General features: G+C 65.7%; 18 protein-coding genes. 8 read left to right on the top strand and 10 right to left on the bottom strand.

The window, feature by feature from the left end; all coding sequences use genetic code 11:
* Positions 1–111: 111 nt before the first annotated feature.
* Positions 112–933, top strand: a complete 822-nt coding sequence (locus DSHI_RS18080) for an ABC transporter permease (RefSeq protein WP_012180229.1) — start codon at positions 112–114, stop codon at positions 931–933.
* A gap of 30 nt (positions 934–963) precedes the next feature.
* Here the strand turns inward: DSHI_RS18080 and DSHI_RS18075 are convergent, their stop codons facing one another.
* On the bottom strand, positions 964–1,599 hold the full coding sequence (locus tag DSHI_RS18075; RefSeq protein ID WP_012180228.1) for an alpha-ketoglutarate-dependent dioxygenase AlkB family protein: 636 nt from the start codon (positions 1,597–1,599) through the stop codon (positions 964–966).
* 165 nt (positions 1,600–1,764) lie between these two features.
* Here DSHI_RS18075 and dnaK point away from each other — a divergent pair, with 165 nt between their 5' ends.
* From dnaK to radC, 3 genes are all read left to right on the top strand, one after another.
* The gene (dnaK, locus tag DSHI_RS18070; RefSeq protein ID WP_012180227.1) at positions 1,765–3,684 is read left to right on the top strand and encodes a molecular chaperone DnaK; all 1,920 of its coding nucleotides are present in this window, start codon (positions 1,765–1,767) and stop codon (positions 3,682–3,684) included.
* A gap of 75 nt (positions 3,685–3,759) precedes the next feature.
* Complete coding sequence (dnaJ, locus tag DSHI_RS18065; protein ID WP_012180226.1) at positions 3,760–4,911, top strand: molecular chaperone DnaJ; 1,152 nt, start codon at positions 3,760–3,762, stop codon at positions 4,909–4,911.
* Positions 4,912–4,946: 35 nt separating this feature from the next.
* Positions 4,947–5,711: a RadC family protein gene (radC, locus tag DSHI_RS18060; RefSeq protein WP_012180225.1), complete on the top strand. Its 765-nt coding sequence runs from the start codon at positions 4,947–4,949 to the stop codon at positions 5,709–5,711.
* Here radC and DSHI_RS18055 read toward each other — a convergent pair.
* Positions 5,683–7,209, bottom strand: a complete 1,527-nt coding sequence (locus DSHI_RS18055) for a PstS family phosphate ABC transporter substrate-binding protein (RefSeq protein WP_012180224.1) — start codon at positions 7,207–7,209, stop codon at positions 5,683–5,685. The genes radC and DSHI_RS18055 overlap by 29 nt on opposite strands.
* On the bottom strand, positions 7,188–9,914 hold the full coding sequence (secA, locus tag DSHI_RS18050; protein ID WP_012180223.1) for a preprotein translocase subunit SecA: 2,727 nt from the start codon (positions 9,912–9,914) through the stop codon (positions 7,188–7,190). The genes DSHI_RS18055 and secA overlap by 22 nt, the downstream gene beginning before the upstream one ends.
* 227 nt (positions 9,915–10,141) lie before the next feature.
* Between secA and DSHI_RS18045 the strand changes: the two genes are divergently transcribed.
* The 4 genes from DSHI_RS18045 to DSHI_RS23005 all read left to right on the top strand — a co-directional run bounded on the left by DSHI_RS18045 (position 10,142) and on the right by DSHI_RS23005 (position 12,941).
* A complete protein-coding gene (locus DSHI_RS18045; RefSeq protein ID WP_012180222.1) occupies positions 10,142–10,984 on the top strand; it encodes a peptidylprolyl isomerase in 843 nt (280 codons plus the stop codon).
* Positions 10,985–11,061: 77 nt separating this feature from the next.
* A complete protein-coding gene (gene argJ / locus DSHI_RS18040) occupies positions 11,062–12,285 on the top strand; it encodes a bifunctional glutamate N-acetyltransferase/amino-acid acetyltransferase ArgJ (RefSeq protein ID WP_012180221.1) in 1,224 nt (407 codons plus the stop codon).
* On the top strand, positions 12,282–12,680 hold the full coding sequence (mutT, locus tag DSHI_RS18035) for an 8-oxo-dGTP diphosphatase MutT (protein WP_012180220.1): 399 nt from the start codon (positions 12,282–12,284) through the stop codon (positions 12,678–12,680). The genes argJ and mutT overlap by 4 nt, the downstream gene beginning before the upstream one ends.
* Before the next feature lie 126 nt (positions 12,681–12,806).
* Positions 12,807–12,941, top strand: a complete 135-nt coding sequence (locus DSHI_RS23005) for a hypothetical protein (protein ID WP_085930426.1) — start codon at positions 12,807–12,809, stop codon at positions 12,939–12,941.
* Between the two features lie 81 nt (positions 12,942–13,022).
* Here the strand turns inward: DSHI_RS23005 and infB are convergent, their stop codons facing one another.
* The 7 genes from infB to DSHI_RS18000 all read right to left on the bottom strand — a co-directional run bounded on the left by infB (position 13,023) and on the right by DSHI_RS18000 (position 22,395).
* Positions 13,023–15,521 (bottom strand): translation initiation factor IF-2, encoded by a 2,499-nt coding sequence (infB, locus tag DSHI_RS18030; protein WP_012180219.1) that lies wholly within the window; start codon positions 15,519–15,521, stop codon positions 13,023–13,025.
* A complete protein-coding gene (locus DSHI_RS18025; RefSeq protein ID WP_012180218.1) occupies positions 15,518–16,156 on the bottom strand; it encodes an RNA-binding protein in 639 nt (212 codons plus the stop codon). Before DSHI_RS18025 ends, infB begins: the two co-directional genes overlap by 4 nt.
* 23 nt (positions 16,157–16,179) lie before the next feature.
* Entirely contained in the window at positions 16,180–17,814 is a 1,635-nt protein-coding gene (gene nusA, locus DSHI_RS18020) for a transcription termination factor NusA (protein ID WP_012180217.1), read from the bottom strand.
* Between the two features lie 13 nt (positions 17,815–17,827).
* The gene (gene rimP / locus DSHI_RS18015; protein ID WP_012180216.1) at positions 17,828–18,418 is read right to left on the bottom strand and encodes a ribosome maturation factor RimP; all 591 of its coding nucleotides are present in this window, start codon (positions 18,416–18,418) and stop codon (positions 17,828–17,830) included.
* Positions 18,419–18,571: 153 nt separating this feature from the next.
* A complete protein-coding gene (locus DSHI_RS18010; RefSeq protein ID WP_012180215.1) occupies positions 18,572–20,029 on the bottom strand; it encodes a 3'-5' exonuclease in 1,458 nt (485 codons plus the stop codon).
* Positions 20,030–20,049: 20 nt separating this feature from the next.
* Positions 20,050–20,565, bottom strand: a complete 516-nt coding sequence (locus DSHI_RS18005) for a hypothetical protein (RefSeq protein ID WP_012180214.1) — start codon at positions 20,563–20,565, stop codon at positions 20,050–20,052.
* Positions 20,566–20,577: 12 nt separating this feature from the next.
* Complete coding sequence (locus tag DSHI_RS18000; RefSeq protein WP_012180213.1) at positions 20,578–22,395, bottom strand: DUF294 nucleotidyltransferase-like domain-containing protein; 1,818 nt, start codon at positions 22,393–22,395, stop codon at positions 20,578–20,580.
* Positions 22,396–22,399: the final 4 nt, after the last annotated feature.

Below are 22,399 nucleotides of genomic sequence, written 5' to 3'. Positions count from 1 at the left end.
CGCGATCATTGCCCACATGGTTATTTTTTCTATGCTGGTGCCTTAAACGATCCGCAACCATTGTGTTGTCATGTCGGACAGAGTGTCACTGGAAGGAAACGGTCGCAGCCGGTGTTCTACGTCAAGGAAAGCTCGTCCTCGCTGGCCGGGGCCTATCGCACTCTGACGCTGATTTATCACGCCAGCGTGCGGAGCGTGCGCATCACCCATGGCAATGCCATGATGAGCCTGTTCCTGAACGTGTTCCAGACCATCGTCTTCGTGATGGTGTTCTACCTGATCTTTCAGTTGATGGGCATGCGCAGCGCCGGTTTGCGCGGCGATTTCATGATGTACATCCTGACCGGCGTGTTCCTGTTCATGATGTTCAACAAGACCATGGGCGCGGTCTATGGCTGCGAGGGGCCGACCTCGCCGATGATGAAGCATCGCAACATGAACACCATGATCAGCATCGGCGCCGCCATGCTGAGCAGCCTGTACATTCAGGTGCTGTCGCTGTTGATCGTGCTGGTTGGCTATCACCTGGTGACCCACAATGTGGAGATTGCCGACCCCGGGCGCGCGGGCCTGATACTGCTTCTCACCTGGCTCAGCGGGGCCGGGATCGGCATGGTGTTTCTCGCCGCGAAACCCTGGGCGCCCGAGGCGACCAAGACCGTGCAGATGATCTTCAGCCGGATCAACATGTTCGCCAGCGGCAAGATGTTCGTGGCCAATACCCTGCCTGCCTTCATGCTGCCGCTTTTTGCCTGGAACCCGCTGTTCCACCTGATCGACCAGATGCGCGGCGCGGTATTCGTCAACTACCTGCCCCGCAACACGAACCTGGACTACCCGCTCTGGCTGATGGTGGCGTGCCTGATGATCGGCCTGATGGGGGAGTTTCACACCCGCCGCCGCGCTTCGCTGAGCTGGTCCGCGGGCAAATAGGGGCGGTGCGGGACAGGGCGCGCGCCGCTGTCAGGTGACCACACGGAGGGTCAGGTTGATCCGCCCGCCTTCGGGCAGGAGCGTGGAGCTGCCCGGTTTGATCCGGTCGATCCCGTGATGGATCAGCCGCGCCTCTCCGCCCATCACTGCGACATCGCCCGATTCGAGCCAAAGCGATTCGGTCGTGCCCCCACGGCTGGTGGACCCGACCCGGAACCGCGCCGCATCGCCCAAAGACACCGACAGCACCGGCTGGCTGAAATCGGCCTCGTCCCGGTCCTGGTGCAGGCCCATCTTCGCGTGGGCATCGTAGAAATTCACGAGGCAGCACTCAGGCCTGCGCGCCTCCGGCACGAGCCTGTCCCAGATCGTGAGAACCGAGTTCGGAATATCCGGCCATGCGCCCCCGCCCGGATGCGTCGGCGCATAGCGATAGCCTTGGCGGTCGGACACCCAGCCGAACCGTCCGGCCGCCGTCATACGCACCGACATCGCCTTGCCCGACGGGGTCACCGGGCGATAGAACGGTGCCGCCCGGGCCACCCCGCGCAGATCCTCCACCAGGGCTTCCTGCGCGGCGCGGTCCACAAACCCCTTGTAAATCGCGACCCCGCGCAGGCGCAAATCCGGCGCAATAGCATCGGGCACAATCGGCTTTTTCTCCATTTCTGACCCTTTCTGCACCGGGGGGGCGCTTGCAGCACCCCAACCCCCTCCTTATATACGCCGAGAACTTGATCGCGGGCCCCGTGATCTTTCAGGGATCGGAGACGAGAGGCCGCTCACGGATCTTGCCTCCAAACAATCGCCTAGATGAAAGGGAACATCGCAATGGGTAAAGTCATTGGTATCGACCTCGGCACCACGAACTCGTGCGTTGCCATCATGGACGGCTCGCAACCGCGGGTCATCGAAAACTCCGAAGGGGCGCGGACCACGCCCTCCATCGTCGGCTACACGGACGACGAACGGCTCGTGGGCCAGCCGGCCAAGCGCCAGGCGGTCACCAACCCGGAAAACACCGTCTTTGGCGTCAAGCGCCTGATCGGGCGTCGGTTCGACGATGCAGATCTGGAAAAAGACAAGAAGAACCTGCCCTACGCCGTGGTGAACGGCGGAAACGGCGACGCCTGGGTCAGCGTGAAAGGCGAGAATTTCTCCCCCGCGCAGGTCTCGGCCCTCATCCTCAAGAAGATGAAGGAAACCGCCGAAAGCTATCTCGGCGAGGATGTCACCCAGGCGGTCATCACCGTCCCGGCCTATTTCAACGACGCCCAGCGCCAAGCGACCAAGGACGCGGGCAAGATCGCCGGCCTCGACGTGCTGCGCATCATCAACGAGCCGACCGCGGCGGCGCTCGCCTACGGCCTCGACAAGTCCGACACCCAGACGATCGCGGTCTATGACCTCGGCGGCGGTACGTTCGACATCACGATCCTGGAAATCGACGACGGCCTGTTCGAAGTGAAATCCACCAACGGGGACACCTTCCTCGGCGGGGAAGACTTCGACATGCGGATCGTCAATTACCTGGCCGACGAGTTCAAGAAAGAACATGGCGTCGACCTGACCAAGGACAAGATGGCCCTGCAGCGCCTGAAGGAAGCCGCCGAGAAGGCCAAGATCGAGCTGAGCTCCTCGACCCAGACCGAGATCAACCAGCCGTTCATCTCGATGGACCCCAATGGCGGCCAGCCTTTGCACATGGTGATGAAGCTCACCCGCGCGAAGCTGGAAAGCCTGGTGGCCGACCTGATCAAGGCCTCGCTGAAGCCGTGCAAGGACGCTCTGAAGGATGCCGGGCTCAGCACCTCGGACATCGACGAGGTGGTTCTGGTCGGCGGCATGACGCGGATGCCGCGGGTCACCGAGGAAGTGTCGAAGTTCTTCGGCAAGGAGCCGCACAAGGGCGTGAACCCCGATGAGGTCGTCGCAATGGGCGCTGCGATCCAGGCCGGTGTTCTGCAAGGCGACGTCAAGGACGTGGTTCTGCTGGACGTGACGCCCCTGTCCCTGGGTATCGAGACCCTGGGCGGCGTGTTCACGCGTCTCATTGACCGCAACACGACCATCCCGACCAAGAAGTCCCAGGTCTTCTCCACCGCCGAGGACAACCAGAACGCCGTGACGATCCGCGTGTTCCAGGGCGAGCGCGAGATGGCGGCCGACAACAAGATGCTCGGCCAGTTCAACCTTGAAGACATCCCGCCCGCCCCGCGGGGGATGCCGCAGATCGAGGTGACCTTCGACATCGACGCCAACGGCATCGTCTCCGTGTCGGCCAAGGACAAGGGCACCGGCAAGGAGCAGAAGATCACGATCCAGGCGTCCGGCGGTCTGTCCGACGAGGAGATCGATCAGATGGTGCGCGACGCCGAGGCCAATGCCGACGCCGACAAGCAGCGCAAGGAACTGGTCGAGACCAAGAACCAGGCCGAGAGCCTCGTGCATTCGACGGAGAAGTCCCTCGAAGAGCATGGCGACAAGGTCGATCCCTCGACCGTCGAGGCGATCGAACTGGCGGTCTCCGCGCTCAAGGAAACGCTGGAAGGCGACGATGTGGGCAAGATCAAGTCCGGCATCCAAAACGTCACCGACGCGGCCATGAAGCTCGGCGAGGCGATCTACAAGTCGCAGCAGGAAGCCGCGGGGGAAGAAGCCCCCGAGGCGGATGGCGACAAGGCACGCGAGGTCGACGACGACATCGTGGACGCCGATTTCGAAGACCTGGACGACCGGAAGCAGGGCTGAGCCCCGCGAAACGGACCCCTGCGCCGACCCGTGACTTGCGGGTCGGCGCGTGCGTTTAAGTGAAGGAATCCGGTCATGGCCAAACGCGACTATTACGACGTCCTGGGCGTGTCCAAGGGGGCGTCTCCCGACGAGATCAAGAAAGGCTTTCGCAAGAAGGCCAAGGAGCTGCACCCGGATCGGAATTCGGACAACCCCAATGCCGAAGCGCAGTTCAAGGAGGCCAACGAGGCCTATGACATCCTGAAGGACCCCGACAAGAAGGCCGCCTATGACCGCTATGGTCACGCGGCGTTCGAAAACGGCTCCGGCGGGCCGCGCGGGCCCGGCGGCTTCGGCGGCCAGGGACAGGGCGATTTCGCCTCCGCCTTTTCGGACGTGTTCGAGGACCTCTTCGGCGATTTCATGGGCGGCCAGCGGGGCGGCGGACGCCAGCGGGCCGCGCGCGGCTCGGACCTGCGCTACAACCTTCGGATCACCCTGGAGCAGGCCTTCATGGGCATGCAGAAAACTATCTCTGTCCCCGGCACGGTCAGCTGCAGCGCCTGTGAGGGCACAGGCGCCGAGGGCGGCGCGGAGCCCGTGGTCTGCCCGACCTGCTCCGGCATGGGCAAGGTGCGCGCGCAGCAGGGCTTCTTCACCATCGAGAAAACCTGCCCGACGTGTTCTGGTATGGGTCAGATCATCAAGAACCCCTGTCAGGCCTGCCGAGGGGCCGGGCGCGAGGAAAAGACCCGCGCGCTCAGCGTCAATATCCCCGCAGGCGTGGAAACCGGCACCCGGATCCGGCTCGCGGGCGAGGGCGATGCGGGTGTGCGGGGCGGTCCGTCGGGGGATCTCTATATCTTCATCGAGGTCGAAGAGCACCGGATCTTCCAGCGCGAAGGCCTCGACCTATATTGCCGCGTCCCGGTCAGCATGACCTCAGCAGCACTTGGCGGCGACGTGGAAGTGCCCACCATCGAAGGCGGCCGCAGCCGGGTGAAGATTCCCTCCGGCAGCCAGTCGGGCCGGCAGATGCGCCTCCGCGGCAAAGGCATGCCCGCCCTGCGCGGTGCGGGCACCGGTGACATGTTCATCGAGCTGGCGGTGGAAACCCCGGTCAACCTCACCATGCGCCAGCGGGAGCTCTTGCGCGAGTTCGAGGCCGAGAGCCAGGACAACCAGCCCGAGACCTCGAAGTTCTTCAAGACCGTCAAAAGCTTCTGGGACGGGATGAAGAGTTAACCTTTCGGAAAGCATCGCGCGGCAGGGTAGCCCCCATGCCGCGCGCCCATGCCTTTCACGAATCCCCCCTGCCGCTCTTCGGTGACGCACGCCCTGTGGCACCCGCCCCCGCGCGGCAGGAGAAAACCCCATCCTACCTCAAGGATCACCGCAAGCGTTTGCGCGAACGCTTCCTCGCGGGCGGGGCGGAGGCGATGCCGGATTACGAGTTGCTGGAGCTTGTTCTGTTCCGTGCCATTCCCCGGCAGGATGTCAAACCGCTTGCCCGGCGCCTGATCGAGGAATTCGGCGATTTCACCCATGTTCTGGCCGCCCCCCTGCCCCGGCTGCGGGCCGTGGACGGGGTGGGTGAGGCCGTGGCGCTGGAGCTGAAGATCGTGGAGGCCGCCGCCCATCGGCTGGCCCGCGGCAAGGTGTTGCAACGCCCCGTGGTCTCGAGCTGGGACGCCTTGCTGGAATACTGCCAGACCGCCATGGCCCACCTGGATACGGAACACTTCCGGGTGCTGTATCTCGATAACAAGAACGTGCTGATCGCGGACGAGGCGCAGGCGCGGGGGACCGTGGATCACGTGCCCGTCTATCCGCGGGAGATCGCCAAACGCGCGCTGGAGCTGAACGCCTCGGCCCTGATCCTGGTGCACAACCACCCCTCCGGAGACCCCACCCCGTCGGAGCAGGACATCACCATGACCTACGCGATCCGCGACGCGGCCGAGGTGCTCGGCCTGCGGCTCCATGATCACCTGGTGATCGGCAAGTCGCGGGAGGTCAGTTTCCGCGCGGAGGGCTACCTGTAGCGGGCAGGCGCCAGACATCGATCCGCCGGTTCATCGACGCGGCCCAGGGCGCATCGGCGCAGGCCACGGGCAGGGCCGGGCCCAGGGCCGCCACCTCGATCTCCAGCGGCGCGCGCCCCCCGCGCAGCGCGGCAAGCTCGACCAGCAGCTGACCTGCGTCCGCCTCCGCCTGCGCGCGGGTCGGGGCATGGGCGGCGAGAAGAAAACGTCCGTCTTCGGCCTCCGCCAGCATCTCCAGCGCCGCCGCCGACAGGGCACGACCGCCCCGATCCGCGGCATCGGGCCGGAAGGTCAGGCCAAGCTGGGTCGCCTGCCCCAGCCGTCGCGCCACCTCCTGCAGGCGCGGCAGATCCGCATCCGAGGCCCCGGCCAGGGCCCGCAGCACCCGCGCGGCGAGGTCCGAGGCGACCGGCGCCAGCGACGGTTGCGCAAACCCGGCCCGGTCCACAACGCGCCCGGCGGCCTCGCTGTCCAGAAACGCCAGGAAATCGGCCAGATCCAAGGGCATGCGCCGCTCCGGCAAATAAGCGGTGAGCGGCATCGCCCAGGGGTAGCGCCCCAGGGTCAGGGCCGCACGCGTGGGCGCATGGGTGAGCCCGCAGGCCCCGGCCAGCGGCAAGGCCTGCGCCGGGCCGCGTTCTGACAAGGCGACGAGGCCCAGGCCCGAGGGCTGCTCCCGCACCACGGCGGCCAGGCCCGCACCCTGTTCGTGGTAAGTCACCGGGGCCGCGGGCAGGGCCCCGTCCGGACGCAGCTTGACCAGATCCCCGCCATGGGCCCGGGCATGGAGCCGCAGCGGCCCCTCGGCGAAGCCCAGCGCGCGCCAATCGGGCGCGGACATATCCCAGAGGGCCAGCACCTGTGCCGGATCGACCGGCTGCCGCGGACGACGCGGCGACGTCACCGCCACCAGAGCATCCCAGGCCAGAACCCGCTCCTGCCCCGGCGCGGAAAGATCGCCGAGCCCGGCATCCCGCGCGACGCTCAACTCCGCCTCCGAGATCAACCGGTCCGCGAGCACCATGTCGGCCTCACCCACGGCGAGATCCGCGAAGCCTTCGCCGCTCAGGGCGAGGCGCAGGGAAATGGGGAAGCGGCGCGGCGTGGTGTCATCGCCCAGCGCGAAACGGATATGGGTGGCGTCCAGGTCTTCGCGCCGCAGCGGCAGATCCCGCGCCCGGGCATAGGCCTGGATCAGGGCGGGCAGAACGACCGCGCCGGGTCCGAAAGCCGAGGTCACCGCGAACCCGGTCGTCTCGTTCGCCGCCGGGCAGGCCGCCCCGGCGCAGTCCACCTGCGCCGCGGACAGGGTCAGCACCCCCTCGGGCGCGTCGACGCGGTAAAAGCGGCCATCGAAAGCCACCAGATCGCCGGTCACGGAAAACCCGTCCGACCGCGCGGTCAGCGTCACGGGCTCGGCCAGGGCCGCCCCCGGCGACAGGCAAGCCGCCAGGACCAGCCCGGCGAGACGGGCGCTCAGGTGTAGCGCCCGTGGCAATGCTTGAACTTCTTTCCGGACCCGCAAGGACAGCGGTCGTTGCGGCCCGGGTTGCCCCATGTGGTCGGATCGCTCTCGACGAAGCCCTCCGCGGGCGTGCCCTCCTCGGCCTCCGCCCCTGCCCCGGCCATGGCCGGTTGCGGCTGGCGCGCAGCCTCGTTCGCCGCCTGGGCCGCGGCCTGCTGGGCCGCGATCTGGCGCATCATGGCCTGCTGCTCTTCCTCAGTCAGGGGGCGGATCTTGCCAAGCTTGTCGGTCACATCCACCCGCAAACTGTCGAGCATGCTCTCGAACAGCTGGAAGCCCTCGGTCTTGTACTCGTTCAGCGGGTCGCGCTGCGCATAGCCACGGAAACCCACGACGGAGCGCAGATGCTCCAGCGTCAGCAGATGCTCACGCCATTTCTGGTCGATGGTCTGCAACAGGAGTTGCTTCTCGATCCGGCGCATGTTCTCGACACCGAATTGCGCCGCCTTGGCCGCCATGAACTCGTCGGAGGCCTTCTCCAGCCGCTCGCGAATGATCTCGTCATCCACGCCCTCTTCCTCGGCCCATTTGATAACGTCGGTATCGGCGCCGACCTTCTCCAGGATCGCGGCATAGAGCCCTTCGACATTCCACTGGTCCGCATAGGATTTCGGCGGAATGAACTCGTCCACCAGGTCGTTGATCACCTGGTGGCGCATGTCGCGGGTGATCTCGGCCACGTCGTCGGTTTCCATGATCTCCATCCGCTGGGAAAAGATGGTCTTCCGCTGGTCGTTCATCACGTCGTCGAATTTCAGCAGCTGCTTGCGGATGTCGAAGTTGCGCCCTTCGACCTTCGCCTGCGCCTTCTCCAGCGACTTGTTCACCCAAGGGTGCACGATCGCCTCCCCTTCCTTCATGCCGAGCGAGCTGAGCACCTTGTCGAGCCGTTCGGACCCGAAAATCCGCATCAGGTCGTCTTCGAGCGACAGGAAGAAGGCCGACCGCCCCGGGTCGCCCTGACGCCCCGACCGGCCGCGCAGCTGGTTGTCGATCCGGCGGCTCTCGTGCCGTTCAGTGGCCAGCACGAACAGGCCCCCGGCCTCCAGCACCTTGCGCTTGTTCTCGGCCACCTCGGCCTCGATCCGGGTGCGGATCTCGTCGGGGTTGGCCTCCGGCGTTTCGGCCAGCGCCTGCAGCACGCGCATCTCGACATTGCCGCCGAGCTGGATGTCAGTGCCGCGCCCGGCCATGTTGGTGGCGATGGTCACCGCGCCCAGCTTGCCCGCATCGGCGACGATCTGCGCCTCCTGCTCGTGCTGGCGCGCGTTCAGCACGTTGTGCGGCACGTCCTCTTTCTTCAGAAGCTGCGACAGGTACTCGGACTTTTCGATCGAGGTCGTGCCGACAAGGATGGGCTGGCCCTTTGCATGGGCCTCCTTGATGGTCTTGACGATGGCGTCGAACTTTTCCTGCACGGTGCGATAGATCTGGTCGTGCTCGTCCTCCCGCTGGATCGGGCGGTTGGTCGGCACCTCGACCACGCCGAGCCCGTAGATCTCGGCGAATTCCTCGGCCTCCGTTGCCGCGGTCCCGGTCATCCCCCCGAGCTTGTCGTAAAGGCGGAAGTAGTTCTGGAAGGTAACGGATGCGAGCGTGACGTTCTCGGGCTTGATCTCGACGCCCTCCTTGGCTTCCAGCGCCTGGTGCAGCCCCTCGGACAGGCGCCGCCCCGGGGTCATCCGCCCGGTGAACTCGTCGATCAGAACGACTTCCCCATTGCGCACGATATACTGCTGATCCTTGTTGAACAGCTTGTGCGCGCGCAGGCCCTGGTTGATGTGGTGCACGATGGTGGTGCTCTCCGGATCATAGAGCGACTGCTCCTCCGGCAAGATCCCCAGTGCATGCAGCCGGTCCTCGAGGAACTCGTTGCCCTCGTCTGTGAAGCTGACGCCCCGGGTCTTCTCGTCGATGGTGTAATGCTCTTCGACCAGCTCGGGGATCACCTTGTCGATGGTGACATAGAGGTCGCTCTTGTCCTGGCTCGGACCAGAGATGATCAGCGGCGTCCGCGCCTCGTCGATCAGGATCGAATCGACCTCGTCCACGATGGCGTAATGATGCCCGCGCTGGGACATCTGGCTCAGCTCGGACTTCATGTTGTCGCGCAGGTAGTCGAAGCCAAGCTCGTTGTTGGTGGCATAGGTGATATCGGCGGCATAGGCCGCGTGCTTCTCATCCTCTTGCTGGAACGGGACGACCACGCCGCAGGTCATGCCCAACTGGGCATAGACCTTGCCCATCCACTCAGCGTCCCGGCGGGCGAGGTAGTCGTTGACCGTGACGATATGCACGCCCTTGCCCGTCAGCGCATTGAGATACGCCGGCAGGGTCGCCACCAGGGTCTTGCCCTCGCCGGTCTTCATCTCGGAAATATTGCCCTGGTGCAGGAAGATCCCGCCCATCAGCTGCGTGTCGAAGGCCCGCAGGCCCAGCGCGCGGCGGGCCCCCTCTCGGGCGTTGGCGAACGCCTCCGGCAGCAGATCGTCGAGGCTCTCGCCCGCCGCGATCCGCTGCTTGAATTCCTCGGTTTTCGCGATCAACCCGGCGTCGTCGAGGGCCTGGAATTCAGGCTCCAGCGCGTTGATCTTGGCCACCAGGGGGCGTACCGATTTGACCTTGCGATCGTTCGGCGTGCCGAAGACCTTTTTGGTGATGGTTCCAAGACCCAGCATTGTCGATTTCGTACTCCGGTTTAGGCCGTCTCGACCTATCGTGAACTCTGCCCGAAGCTCCGCGCTTGCCCACGCCTCGGCTGCGGCTTACAAACGGCATCAGAGACGGTGCGGCCAAAGGGCCCCCGGGGACATACCGCATCTAAGGGCCTGCCCGGAAACTGTCAACGTGGCCTTGTGAACAAGGCAAAAACGCTGCCAACGCGCGCGCAACAGGAGACACCCTCGTGAACATCATTCGGAAGCCCCTCGCCAGGCTCGCGCTTGGCCTGACCTTGCTGAGCCCCGTGGCCGTCCAGGCCCAGGATGCCGACACGGTTCTGGCAACCGTCGGCGGCGAGGAAATCACCCTCGGCCACCTGATCGCTGTGGCAAGCAGTCTGCCCACGCAATTCCAGCAACTGGCCGACGATCGGCTGTATTCCGGCCTTCTGGAGCAGATGATCCGCCAGGTGGCCCTGGCGCAGTCCATGGGCGACTCGCTCTCCAAGGAGCTGGAGCTGTCGCTGGAAAGCCAACGCTGGGCCCTGATGGCGAATTCGATCATCGACGGCGCCATCGAGGCCGCCGTGACCGAGGAGAGCGTGCAGGCCTTGTATGACGCGGAATTCGGTAACATCGAGCCGGAGAAAGAATTCAACGCCTCTCACATCCTGGTGGAAACCGAGGAGGAGGCCCAGGCACTGGTGACCGAACTCGAAGGCGGTGCCGATTTCGCGGAACTGGCAAGAGCACGGTCCGTCGGCCCGTCGGGACCCAATGGCGGGGAACTTGGCTGGTTCGGGCCGGGGATGATGGTGGCCCCGTTCGAAATGGCCGTCATCAGGATGGAACCCGGGACCGTATCCGAGCCGGTGGAAACGCAATTCGGCTGGCACGTGATCCGGCTGAATGACATCCGCGACTCTGCCGCCCAACCCCTCGAAGAGGTACGGGGCAGGCTCGAAGAGCGCTTGAGTGAAGAGGCGGCCCAGGAAGTCGTGGACTCGCTGGTCGCGGCAACCGAGATCACCCGGTCCGAGGCGGAGATCGACCCGGCCCTGATCCGCGACACTTCCCTCCTGGACTGAGCCACTCTTTATCGAACGGGCCGGGCCGCGCCCCGGCCCCTCCAGTTGCGCGCACGCCCCTTGCCCGGATCCCGCCCATGGCCAAATACCCGACCTCCCCGCTCGCCCCGGCAGCGTTTCCCGACCTGCCGGTGATTTCCGGCGTCTCTTTCGCCACGGCCGAGGCCGGTGTGCGCTATGCCGGGCGCCGCGACGTGATGCTGGCGCTGTGTGCCCCCGGCAGTGTGCTCGCCGGGGTGTTCACCCGCTCCGCCACCCGCTCGGCCAATGTGTGCGACTGCCAGGCCAAGATCGACGGTGACGGACCGGAAGGCGCGGCGATCGTCGTGAATTCGGGCAACTCCAACGCCTTTACCGGCAAGGCAGGCGACGAGTCCGTCGCCGCGATCAGCGACGCGGTGGCCGGGGTGCTGGGCCTGCCCGCGGCGCGGGTCTTCACCTCCTCCACCGGGGTGATCGGCGAGCGTTTGCCCCATGACCGCATCACCGCCAAGCTGGCCGACCTGGCCGCCGCCCTCGACCCCGCGGGCATCGCCGAGGCTGCCGAGGCGATCATGACCACCGACACCTTCCCCAAGGGCGCCGGAGCCGAGATCGTGATCGACGGCAAACCGGTGCGGATCGCGGGCATCGCCAAGGGGTCCGGCATGATCGCGCCGGACATGGCCACCATGCTGGTCTACATCTTCACCGATGCGGCGATCCCGCGCGCCGACCTGCAGGCGTTGCTGTCGCGGCTGACGAACCGGACCTTCAACTGCATCACCGTGGACAGCGACACCTCCACCTCCGACACGCTGCTGCTCGCGGCGACGGGCGCCTCGGGGGTCGATGTGACCGGGTCCACCGCCTTCGAGGTCGCCCTGCATGGCGTTATGCTGGACCTCGCCCACCAGGTCGTGCGCGACGGCGAAGGGGCCACGAAGTTCGTGACCGTCCGCGTGACCGGCGCCTGCACCGACGCGGATGCTCGCACCCATGCCCTGTCCATCGCCAATTCGCCGCTGGTCAAGACCGCCATCGCGGGGGAGGATCCGAATTGGGGCCGGGTGGTCATGGCCGTGGGCAAGTCCGGCGCCGAAGCCGACCGCGACCGGCTGACCATCCGGTTCGGCGACATCCTCGTGGCCGAGAATGGCTGGGTCGCGCCCAGCTATACCGAGGCCGCCGGTGCCGCCTACATGCAGCGCGAAGAGATCGAGGTTGCGGTCGATCTGGGCCTCGGAACCGGGGCGGCGACCGTCTGGACCTGCGACCTGACCAAGCGCTACATCGAGATCAACGCGGACTACCGCTCGTGAAGGTGGTTCTCGTCTCGGCGGTGGCCCTGATCGATGCCGATGGCCGGGTTTTGCTGGCCCAGCGGCCCGAAGGTAAATCCATGGCCGGGCTCTGGGAATTTCCCGGTGGCAAGGTCGAACCGGGCGAAACGCCCGAAAACTGCTTGATTCGGGAGTTGCGCGAAGAGCTCGGGATCGAGACCTGGAACAGTTGCCTGGCCCCGCTAACCTTCGCGTCGCACAGCTATGCCGACTTCCACCTGCTGATGCCGCTCTTTGCCTGTCGGAAATGGCAGGGTATCCCGAAACCTGTTGAAAATCAGGCCCTTAAATGGGTCGCGCCGAACAAGCTCCGGGAGTATCCGATGCCGCCCGCGGATATTCCGCTGATCCCGATCCTGCGCGATTGGCTATAGGCATCTTTCCAAAGTGCACAGGATGTAACCTTCTGCCGCAACTTTCGTAATAGATAAGTGGCAGTTTTTAGATGAATTCAATGAATACGAATGCTATATTTAAGGTGTACCACACTGGAGACACACATGCTTCGTACCATCACTCTCGGAAGCTGCGTTTCCATTCAGGGCCTTTTTGTGAAGGCTCTGGATAACGGTCGGATCGTCGTGCGCGTCGGAACGCGCACCTTCGAAGGTTTGCCGATCGGACGCGCAGCATAGAAGTTTCGCGAATTCTCACGCCAAAAAAGGGGTGGCCGATCTGGCCACCCCTTTTTCGTTTTCCTGACTGGAACCCGCAGATCACTCCAGGTTGCGTTCGACCTCTTCGCGCTCGAAGATCTCGATGACATCGCCGGGGCGAATGTCGTCGTAGTTCTCGAACGCCATGCCGCATTCCTGGCCGGATTGCACTTCCTTGACCTCGTCCTTGAAGCGCTTCAGCGTCTTCAGCGTGCCTTCGTGGATCACCACGTTGTCCCGCAGCAGACGCACCCCGGCAGAGCGGCGCGCAATACCGTCGGTGACGAGACAGCCCGCGACCTTGCCGACGCCCGAGACCTTGAAGACCTCCCGGATCTCGGCATAGCCGATGAAGTTCTCGCGCACCTCCGCAGACAGAAGACCGCTGGCCGCTGCCTTCACGTCATCCACCAGGTCGTAGATGATCGAGTAGTACCGGATCTCCACGCCCTTCTGCTGGGCAGCGTTCCGCGCAGGCGCATTCGCCCGGACGTTGAACCCGAAAACCGGCGCGCCGGAGGCTTCGGCCAAGCCGATATCGCTCTCGGTGATCGCCCCGACCCCGGAATGGAGCACCCGCACCCGCACCTCTTCATTGCCGATCTTCTCCATCGTCTGGACGATGGCCTCGGCAGAGCCCTGCACGTCGGCTTTCACAACGATCGGCAGTTCGGCGACAGTCTCGTCGGACTTGGCCTTCGCCATGAGCTGTTCGAGCGTCGTGGCCGCCCCGGCCGCGGCGCGCTTCTCTTTTGCGGCGCTCTCGCGGTACTCGGCGATCTCCCGGGCCTGGGCCTCGGTTTCGACCACGTTCAGAACGTCGCCCGCCTCGGGCGTGCCGTTCAGACCCAGCACCTCGACCGGCACCGACGGTCCGGCTTCGTCGACCCGCTCGCCCTGATCGTTGATCAGCGCGCGGACCTTGCCCCACTGCTCGCCCACAACGAAGATGTCACCGCGGCGCAGGGTACCCTTCTGAACGAGCACGGTCGCGACCGGACCGCGGCCCACGTCGAGCTGCGCTTCGATCACGGCACCCTCGGCAGCCCGGTCCGGGTTCGCCTTGAGTTCCAGAATCTCCGCCTGCAGCGCGATCGATTCCAGCAACTGGTCGAGACCCGTGCCATTGATCGCCGAAACCTCGACATCCTGCACGTCGCCCGACAGCTTCTCCACGATCACCTCGTGTTGCAGCAGGTCGGTCCGCACCTTGTCCGGGTTGGCCTCCGGACGGTCGATCTTGTTGATCGCCACGATCATAGGGACCTTCGCGGCCTTGGCGTGATTGATCGCCTCGATGGTCTGGGGCATCACGGCATCATCGGCCGCCACCACCAGAACAACGATATCGGTGACCTGCGCGCCGCGCGCCCGCATCGACGTGAAGGCCGCGTGGCCCGGCGTGTCGAGGAAGCTCAGCTTGGTGCCGTCATCGGTCGTGACCTGATAGGCCCCGATATGCTGGGTGATCCCACCGGCTTCGCCCGCCACGACCTTGGCGTTGCGGATCGCATCCAGAAGCGAGGTCTTGCCGTGGTCGACATGGCCCATCACGGTGATGACCGGCGGACGCGGCTGCATGTCGGCCGGGTCGTCCTCGACCGTCGCGATCACGTCTTCCACATCGGCGTCCGAAACCCGGACGACCTTGTGGCCGAATTCCTCGATGATCAACTCGGCGGTGTCGGCGTCGATGGACTGGTTCTGCGTGACCATCATGCCCATCTTCATCAGCGCCTTGACCACGTCGGCCACACGTTCGGCCATCCGGTTGGCAAGTTCCTGCACCACGATGGTTTCCGGCAACTGCACGTCGCGGACGATCTTCTCGCGCTCCTGGCTGCCGCCCATCGCCTTGCGGCGTTCGCGTTCCTGCTTGCGCTTCATCGCAGCCATGGACTTCTGACGCCCGCCATCGCCCGAAAGCGCCTGGTTCAGGGTCAGCTTGCCGGACCGGCGGCGATCGTCGCCCTTGCCCTTCTGTTCCTTGCGGGGCTGGGCGCGGTCGGCGGTGCGCTCCTTTCGCGGTCCGGATCCGGTCTTGCCGGCACCACGGGCCTCGGCGGCCTGGGCGGCTGCGGGATCCATGGTCGCGGGATCGTCGGCCTTGCTGCGCGCCGCGGCGGGCTTGGAGGACGCGTCGGCCTCCGCCTTCTTGCGGGCCTCTTCTTCTTCCTCGGCCTTCTGGCGGGCGCGCTCTTCGCGCTCCTGCTCTTCGCGTTCCTTCGCCTCGATCTCGGCCCGACGGCGCGCGCGCTCTTCTTCGCGGGCCTTTTCCTCGGCCGCGCGGCGCTCCGCCTCTTCGGATTCGTTGGCTTTCGCAGCCCGCAGGGCGCGCAGGCGGCGCTCCATCTCGGCATCGGTCGCATTGCCGGGTTTCTTGGGATCAGACCCGCGACCACCCGAGGCGGACGCACCCGGCTTCGGCACCAGAACGCGCTTGCGCTTGGTTTCCACCACGACGTTCTTGGTCCGGCCGTGGCTGAAGCTCTGCTTCACCTGACCCGTCCGAGACCCGCCACGGAGTCCGAGTGTTTTCTTGCCGTCTGTATCACTCATACGTCTGTCGTATCCTTTCCGGCGGCGGATCCGCCGTCATCGTTTTCGCGGACGCCTGAGAGCCGCGTGGCTTCCTCTACAACACGCGTTGTGAGTCCACCAGTCGTTAAGGCGCCATGTATCACACTATCGCGGCCAAATGCCAAACCCAATTCCCGGGCGGTCAGCCATCCGATGTAGCTTGCCGGGCCGTCGGGCGGCCGCAGCTTCGTTTTTCCCCGTTCGGACCCGTCGGAGGCCTGCAAGAGCACCACCGCCTCGCCCAGATCGAGGCTGCCGCGGACCTTCTCGAACCCGCAGATCGCCTGCCCCGCCTTGCGCGCCAGCGCCAGGGTCGCCTGCACCCGCGCGCGCAGGCCGCGCTCCACCTGATCGACCAGGTCGGCCGGGGTCTTGACCGGGGCCTTGGCCGCGCGCGGAAACAGGTTCCGGGACACCGCACGCTCCAGCGCGGCGCGATCGGCCTTCACCCAGATCCCGCGCCCGGGCAGCTTGCCCGCCAGGTCCGGCACCACCGTGCCGTCCGGGCCGATGACGAACCGGATCAGCGCGGCCTTCGGCAGCACCTCGCCCGTGGCGATGCACTTGCGCTCCGGTCCGGCGCTGCGATCCTTCTGGCGGCCTCCGCGGGTCATGGCCCAGCCCTGCGACCGCAGGCTCAGACCTGCGGCGCCCCCTCTTCGGTCTCGGCTTCACCTTCGGCCTCGGGATCGGCGTCTTCCTCGATCTCCAGGTCCTCCGGGTTGACCCAGCCGAGCTGCACGCGTGCCGTCATCACCAGAAGCTGCGCCTCTTCGAGGGACACGTCGAACTTCTCCAGCACGCCTTCGTCCTTCACGCGCTCGCCATCGACCGTGGTCCAGCCGCCGGCCAGCTCCCAGTCGGCACAGGTCGCGAAGTCTTCGAGCGTCTTGACCCCGTCTGCGGCGAGGGCTTCCAGCATTTGGGGCGTCAGGCCCTCGAATTCAACCAGGCTGTCCTCGACGCCCATCTCGCGCGCCCGCTCCAGGGCCTTCTTGGCCTGCTCTTCGAGGAATTCGCGGGCCCGGGTCTGCAGCTCCTCGGCGGTGTCCTCGTCGAACCCGTCGATCACCAGCAGCTCTTCCTGCTCGACATAGGCCACCTCTTCGAGGTTGGTGAACCCTTCGGAGACCAGCAGCTGCGCCAGCACCTCGTCCACGTCCAGCGCTTCGACGAACATGTTGGTGCGCTCGGCGAACTCGGCCTGACGACGCTCCGATTCCTGCGCCTCGGTCATGATGTCGATGTCCAGCCCGGTCAGCTGGCTGGCCAGACGCACGTTCTGCCCGCGCCGCCCGATGGCGAGGCTGAGCTGCTCGTCCGGGACCACGACCTCGATCCGTTCCGCATCCTCGTCCAGGACCACCTTGCTCACCTCGGCGGGCTGCAATGCGTTCACCAGGAAGGTCGGCTGGTCCTCGTTCCACGGGATGATGTCGATCTTCTCGCCCTGAAGCTCGTTGACCACCGCCTGCACGCGGGAGCCGCGCATACCGACGCAGGCGCCCACCGGGTCGATGGACCCGTCATAGGAGATCACGGCGATCTTCGCGCGGCTGCCCGGGTCCCGGGCCACGGCCTTGATCTCGATGATGCCGTCATAGATTTCCGGCACTTCCATCTTGAACAGCTCGGCCATGAATTCCGGCGCGGTGCGGCTGAGGAAGATCTGCGGCCCGCGCACTTCGCGGCGCACATCCTTGATGTAGCAGCGGATGCGGTCATTGGGCCGGTAGCTCTCGCGCCCGATCTTCTCGTTGCGGCGCAGCACGCCCTCGCCCCGGCCGATGTCGACGATGACATTGCCGTATTCCTCGCGCTTGACGACCCCGTTGATGATCGTGCCCGCGCGGTCCTTGAATTCCTCGTACTGGCGGTCGCGTTCGGCCTCGCGGACCTTCTGCAGGATCACCTGTTTGGCCGACTGGGCGGCGATCCGGCCCATCTCCACCGGCGGCACCTGGTCGACGATGGTGTCACCGACCTTGGGATCGTCGAGATAGGGCTTGGCCTGCTCCACGGTCAGCTCGGCCTGGTAATTCTCCAGCTCCTCGTCCTCGACCACGGTGCGCACGCGGGTGAAGGTCGCCACGCCGGTCTTACGGTCGATCGACACACGGATGTCCATCTCCGAGCCGTAGCGCGACTTGGCGGCACGGGCGAGGCTCTCTTCCATGGCCTCGATCACGAGGCCCGGGTCGATCATCTTCTCGCGCGCCACCGCCTCGGCGGTCTGCAACAGCTCCAACTGGTTGGCAGAGGTGATTGCCATCTGTGTCTCTCCCTTACGCGGTATTCGCGGGTGGTTCATCATCGCCGTCGATGATGGTCTGGATTTCGTCGAACTGGGCTTCGTCCACCTGGCCCGCATCCTTGCGGCCTTTCAGGACATCCCGGATCAGGTCGTCGGTCAACACGAGCTTGGCGTCGCTGAGCCACTCGAATTTCAGCCCGATGGTGCCTTCCTCGATCTCGATCAGCACCTCGTCGCCCTCGGTCCCGGCCAGCGCGCCCTTGAACCGGCGGCGGCCCTCGATCAACTCGGTGGTCTCGATCTTCGCCTCGTAGCCCACCCAGGTGTCGAAATCCTTGAGCCGGGTCAGGGGCCGGTCGATGCCGGGGGAGGACACTTCGAGCGTGTAGTTGTCCTCGATCGGGTCCTCGACATCGAGCGTGGCCGACACCTCGGTCGAGATCCGCGCGCAATCGTCCACCTCGATCCCGCCCTCGGGCTTCTCGGCCATGATCTGCAGGGTCGGGGACTTGCCGCTCATCACCCGCAGCCGCACCAGCTCATAGCCCAGATCCTCGATCACCGGGGTGACGAGGGCGGCGATACGCTGGTCGAGGGTGGTTTTCGCGATCAGGTCGGACAAGAGGGGTCTCCACTCCCGGCATTCGGGAATAAAAAAACGGGCCGTGCGGCCCGTCGAATGTGTCGGTGGAGGCTTCGGTTTGGACCCGCAGCCGCCGCTGTTGAGGCTCATATACGCCCGAATCCCCGGCGCGACAACCCCTCCCGCACACGCTCAGGCGTTGAGGTCCTCCAGAAGCCGTGCGTGCTTCTTGGTCTGGGCCAGAAGGTCGCCGAAGGTCTCGATCCCCTTGGCCTGCAACATCGGGAGCAGCTTGAGGAACACCTCCGTCGTGGCCAGGGCATCGCCGAGTGCGGTGTGCCGCGCCTCTTCGGGGATGGTCACGTTCAGCCGCTCGGCCAGCGCGTCCAGCGAATGCTGCTCGGTCTGACCGTAGATCACCGCCGACAACAGCACCGTGTCCAGCACCGGATGATCGAACCGCGCCCCGATCTCGGCCTGCTTGCGATAGAAGAACGCCATGTCGAAGGGCGCGTTATGGGCGATCAGCACCGCGCCATCGGCAAAGCCGTGAAACGCCCGGCCCGCGGTCAGGAAATCCGGCGCATCCGCGACCATGGCATCGGTGATCCCGTGGATATTCGTCGCCGACAGCGGGATCGGCCGCCCCGGATTGACCAGGGTGTCGAACATCTCGGTCTTGACCATCTTGCCGTTCACCACCCGGCAAGCGGCGATCTGGCAGACCTCGTCGCCGCGCTCGGGCAGCAGCCCCGTGGTCTCGGTGTCGAAGATCACGTATTTCAGATCGCCGAGCTTGCAGTCCATCACGTCCTGGGACGGGCGCGCATGGAGCAGGTCGAAATCGAAGGCGGTCTCCCGCGGCATCAGGATCGGCGTGGCGCAGGCCGTATCGACCATCGGCGCCTCGCGCAGGGTCAGGATATAGCCCGGCTGCAGCGCACTGTCGGGCAGCGGCTCCACCAGCCGCATCCCCACGCCGAGCCGCAGCTTGCCCTCATTCACCTCCAGCCGCATGTCCGCGCAGCTTTCGCGCGGCTGGGCCAGCAGTTGCGCATAGGCCGCCTCCACCGGCGCGGCATCCAGCACCGAGGCCAGGCACCGGTCGAGCCCGATACCCCCGAGTGGCCGCAACAGGTCCCGCGCCCGACCGTTGTAGAACACCACCTGGTGCTGGGCATTGCACAGCACAACGCCCGTGGGCAGATCGTTCAGCACCGCTTCGAGATGGTTCTTCTCCGCCGCCAGCAGGGTGGTCTCGCGCATCACCGCCTGGGCCAGACTGTTTTTCATGTCACTCAGGTTCGCCGTGACCGCCGCCGCCGCGGGGGCAAGGTCGCCGAGGTATTTCGCCTTGTTCTGATCGAGGTCGCGCTCGATATCCGCATGGGCCCGGGCGCGCATGTCCGTGGCCAGAGATTCCAGGGCCTTGGCGACGTTTTCATCGAACAGCATCCAGACCCAGGTCACCAAGGCCAGGATCGCGAACCCCGCCACCGCCCCGCTGGTCACGAAGGCCGAGAGCGCCGCGGCATCGCCCAGCTGCCGGTACCCCAGCACCAGCGCACCGGACACCGCCAGAATCCCACCCGCCGCCAGAAACGCGAAAAACAAAAAGACACGCAGCCGTAAACTCAGAGTTCCCAACATCGCACTCCCCCTTTCGTGCCTCAGGTGCAAACAGCCTCCAGCAAGGGGTCATCCGCCTCCACAGAGACCCAATCGGCGTTCAGAACCGCACCCTTATCATCGAATTCCGTATCATCGGCCAGTTTCGCGCGCCTTGACCCACCGCAATCGACCACGACCGGGATCTCGGCACCCGGCGCCCAGCGCCCCATGAAGAGCATCGGCACGAGGATCTGGTCCGGCAGTTTCTCGTTGCGCAGGACACGTGCCAGATCGACCGCCGCGAACTTGTCCACGAAAGGCGCGGCATAGGTCCAGGGCCGGTAGAGCGCCTGGGACTCGTTTGTCGACACGATCAGGACCCCCTCTGGCAGTTGCGCCTTGGTCCGGGGATACCAGCTGTATTCGCTCCAGATCGTGAACCCGATCATCGCGGCCCCGGCCGCAAGCGGCACGAAGGCCCGCGACAGGCGCCGCCCGGTCAACAGGTTCGCCAGCAGGACCAGACCCGCGGCAAGAAATCCGATGGCGAAGGTGGCGATCAATTCCAGAAACATCTGCGCGCGTCCTCAGGCCAGGCCACCGCGACCGGACCCGGCGGCGGATTGCATTGTGCGGATGACCACGAAGGCGTCCCGCAGGTGGCTGCGTTCGAAATCCGATAGCGTGGTCGGCGACATGAAGTTGTCCGGCGCCTCCCCGGCGCGCACCTGTCGCGCCTGGTGTTGCAGCCGGGTTTCCGCGATCAGGTCATAGGCATCCAGCAGATCCGCCGCCCCGGAGGGGGAGATCACCTTCTCGTCGCGGGCGGCAAGCAACCGCGCCCGGGTGTTGACGGCCGTCAGCCTCCCGCGCAGCGCGTAGATCCGGCCGAGATCGACCACGGGCACCACCCCGTTATGCTTGAGGTCCAGCGCGTTCTTGTGCTCGCCCGAACGGATCGTGGCGAAACCCCGGAACATGCCCAGCGGCGGCGTATGCTTGAGCGAGTTGGCGATCATGTGGGTGACGAAGATGCTGTTGGCCGAGGCGGCCGCGAGGGTCTCGTCCTGCAGGTTGGCGAACAGGCTGTCCTCCCCGCCGATGGGCCGCAGGTCGAACATCACCGAGGCGAGCATCTGCGCCTCGGTGTCGGGCTGGGCGATCCAGCCCTGGAAATACTGCTTCCAGACCCGCAGCGGCTGGCGCCAGCGATCCGCCGTGGCCATCATGTCGCCAGGACAATACACGTATCCCGCCGCGTTCAGCCCGTCGCAGACGAAGCTGGCCAGCGCCTTGAAATAGCCGTCCATCTCGGGCGTCATCGCGTCGTCGAGGATCAGGCAGTTGTCCTGGTCGGACACGCCCGTCTGCTCCTGCCGGCCCTGACTGCCGCAGGCCAGCCACAGATAGGGCACCGGCGGCGGGCCGAGCTTTTCCTCGGCCAGCGCCAGCAGGCGTCGGGTGGCGGCATCCGCGATATCGGTGATCAGGCGCGTGACCACCTCGTGCGGGTTGCCCGCACCCACCAGCTGCGCCAGCAGCTCCGGCAGGCGCTTGGTCACCGCCGCGATGCCCGAAGGCGTGTCGGCATAGACGATGTCATGGACCAGCTGCGCCGAGGACAGCGCCTGGAACCGGATCAGGTCGGTCTGGGTGACGATCCCCACCAGCGTGCCTTTGTCGGTGATCGGCAGATGCCCGATCCGCCGCTCCAGCATGGTATGCAGCACATCCGAGCCCAGGGCATCGGGCGGCAGGGAGATGATCTTGCGCGCCATCACCTCCGAGACCGGCGCATCGTTCGCCAGCCCTTCGGAGACGACGCGCGCCATGTCGCGCACGGTGACGATACCGACCAGCCGCCCGCCTTCGAGCACGGCCAGCGACGACACCTTCTTGGCATGCATCAGATGGGCGGCGCGCTGGATGGTGGCGTCGGCGGTGATGCCCAGCACCTGCCGGGTCATCAGCTCGGAAATCCGCGCCGTGGCGAGATCGGTCTTGCGGGTCTCGGCCCCGCGGGACCGGTTGAAAAACTTGGCAATGGCCGGGTGTACGTCGACCAGCTCGTGAAACGCCTCCGCCGGCACGAGCAGCATGTCGGTATCGCTGGCCGCCCGGGCGTTGGTCACCGCCACCCCGTCGCGGGCCAGCCCGCGTTCGCCGAAACTGTTGCGGCTGCCCAGTTGCGAGATTTGCGCGCCGGTCTCGTCGGTGATCTCGACCTCGCCCGACACGATCACATAGACCCCGCGACACGGCTCCCCGAGGGTATAGATCTTCTCGCCCGCGGCCTGTGTGACGACCTCCACCTGCCCGGCCAGGATGGCAAGCTCCGCATCGGTCAGGCTGTCATAGGGGTGCACATGGGCCAGAAAGCTCTGGATCTTCGTCAGGTCCTGCAAAATC

The sequence above is a fragment of the Dinoroseobacter shibae DFL 12 = DSM 16493 genome (assembly GCF_000018145.1).
GTDB classification, from domain to species: Bacteria; Pseudomonadota; Alphaproteobacteria; order Rhodobacterales; family Rhodobacteraceae; genus Dinoroseobacter; species Dinoroseobacter shibae.
Note: the sequence above shows the minus strand (reverse complement) of the source record. Positions and strands in the feature narration are given on the sequence as shown.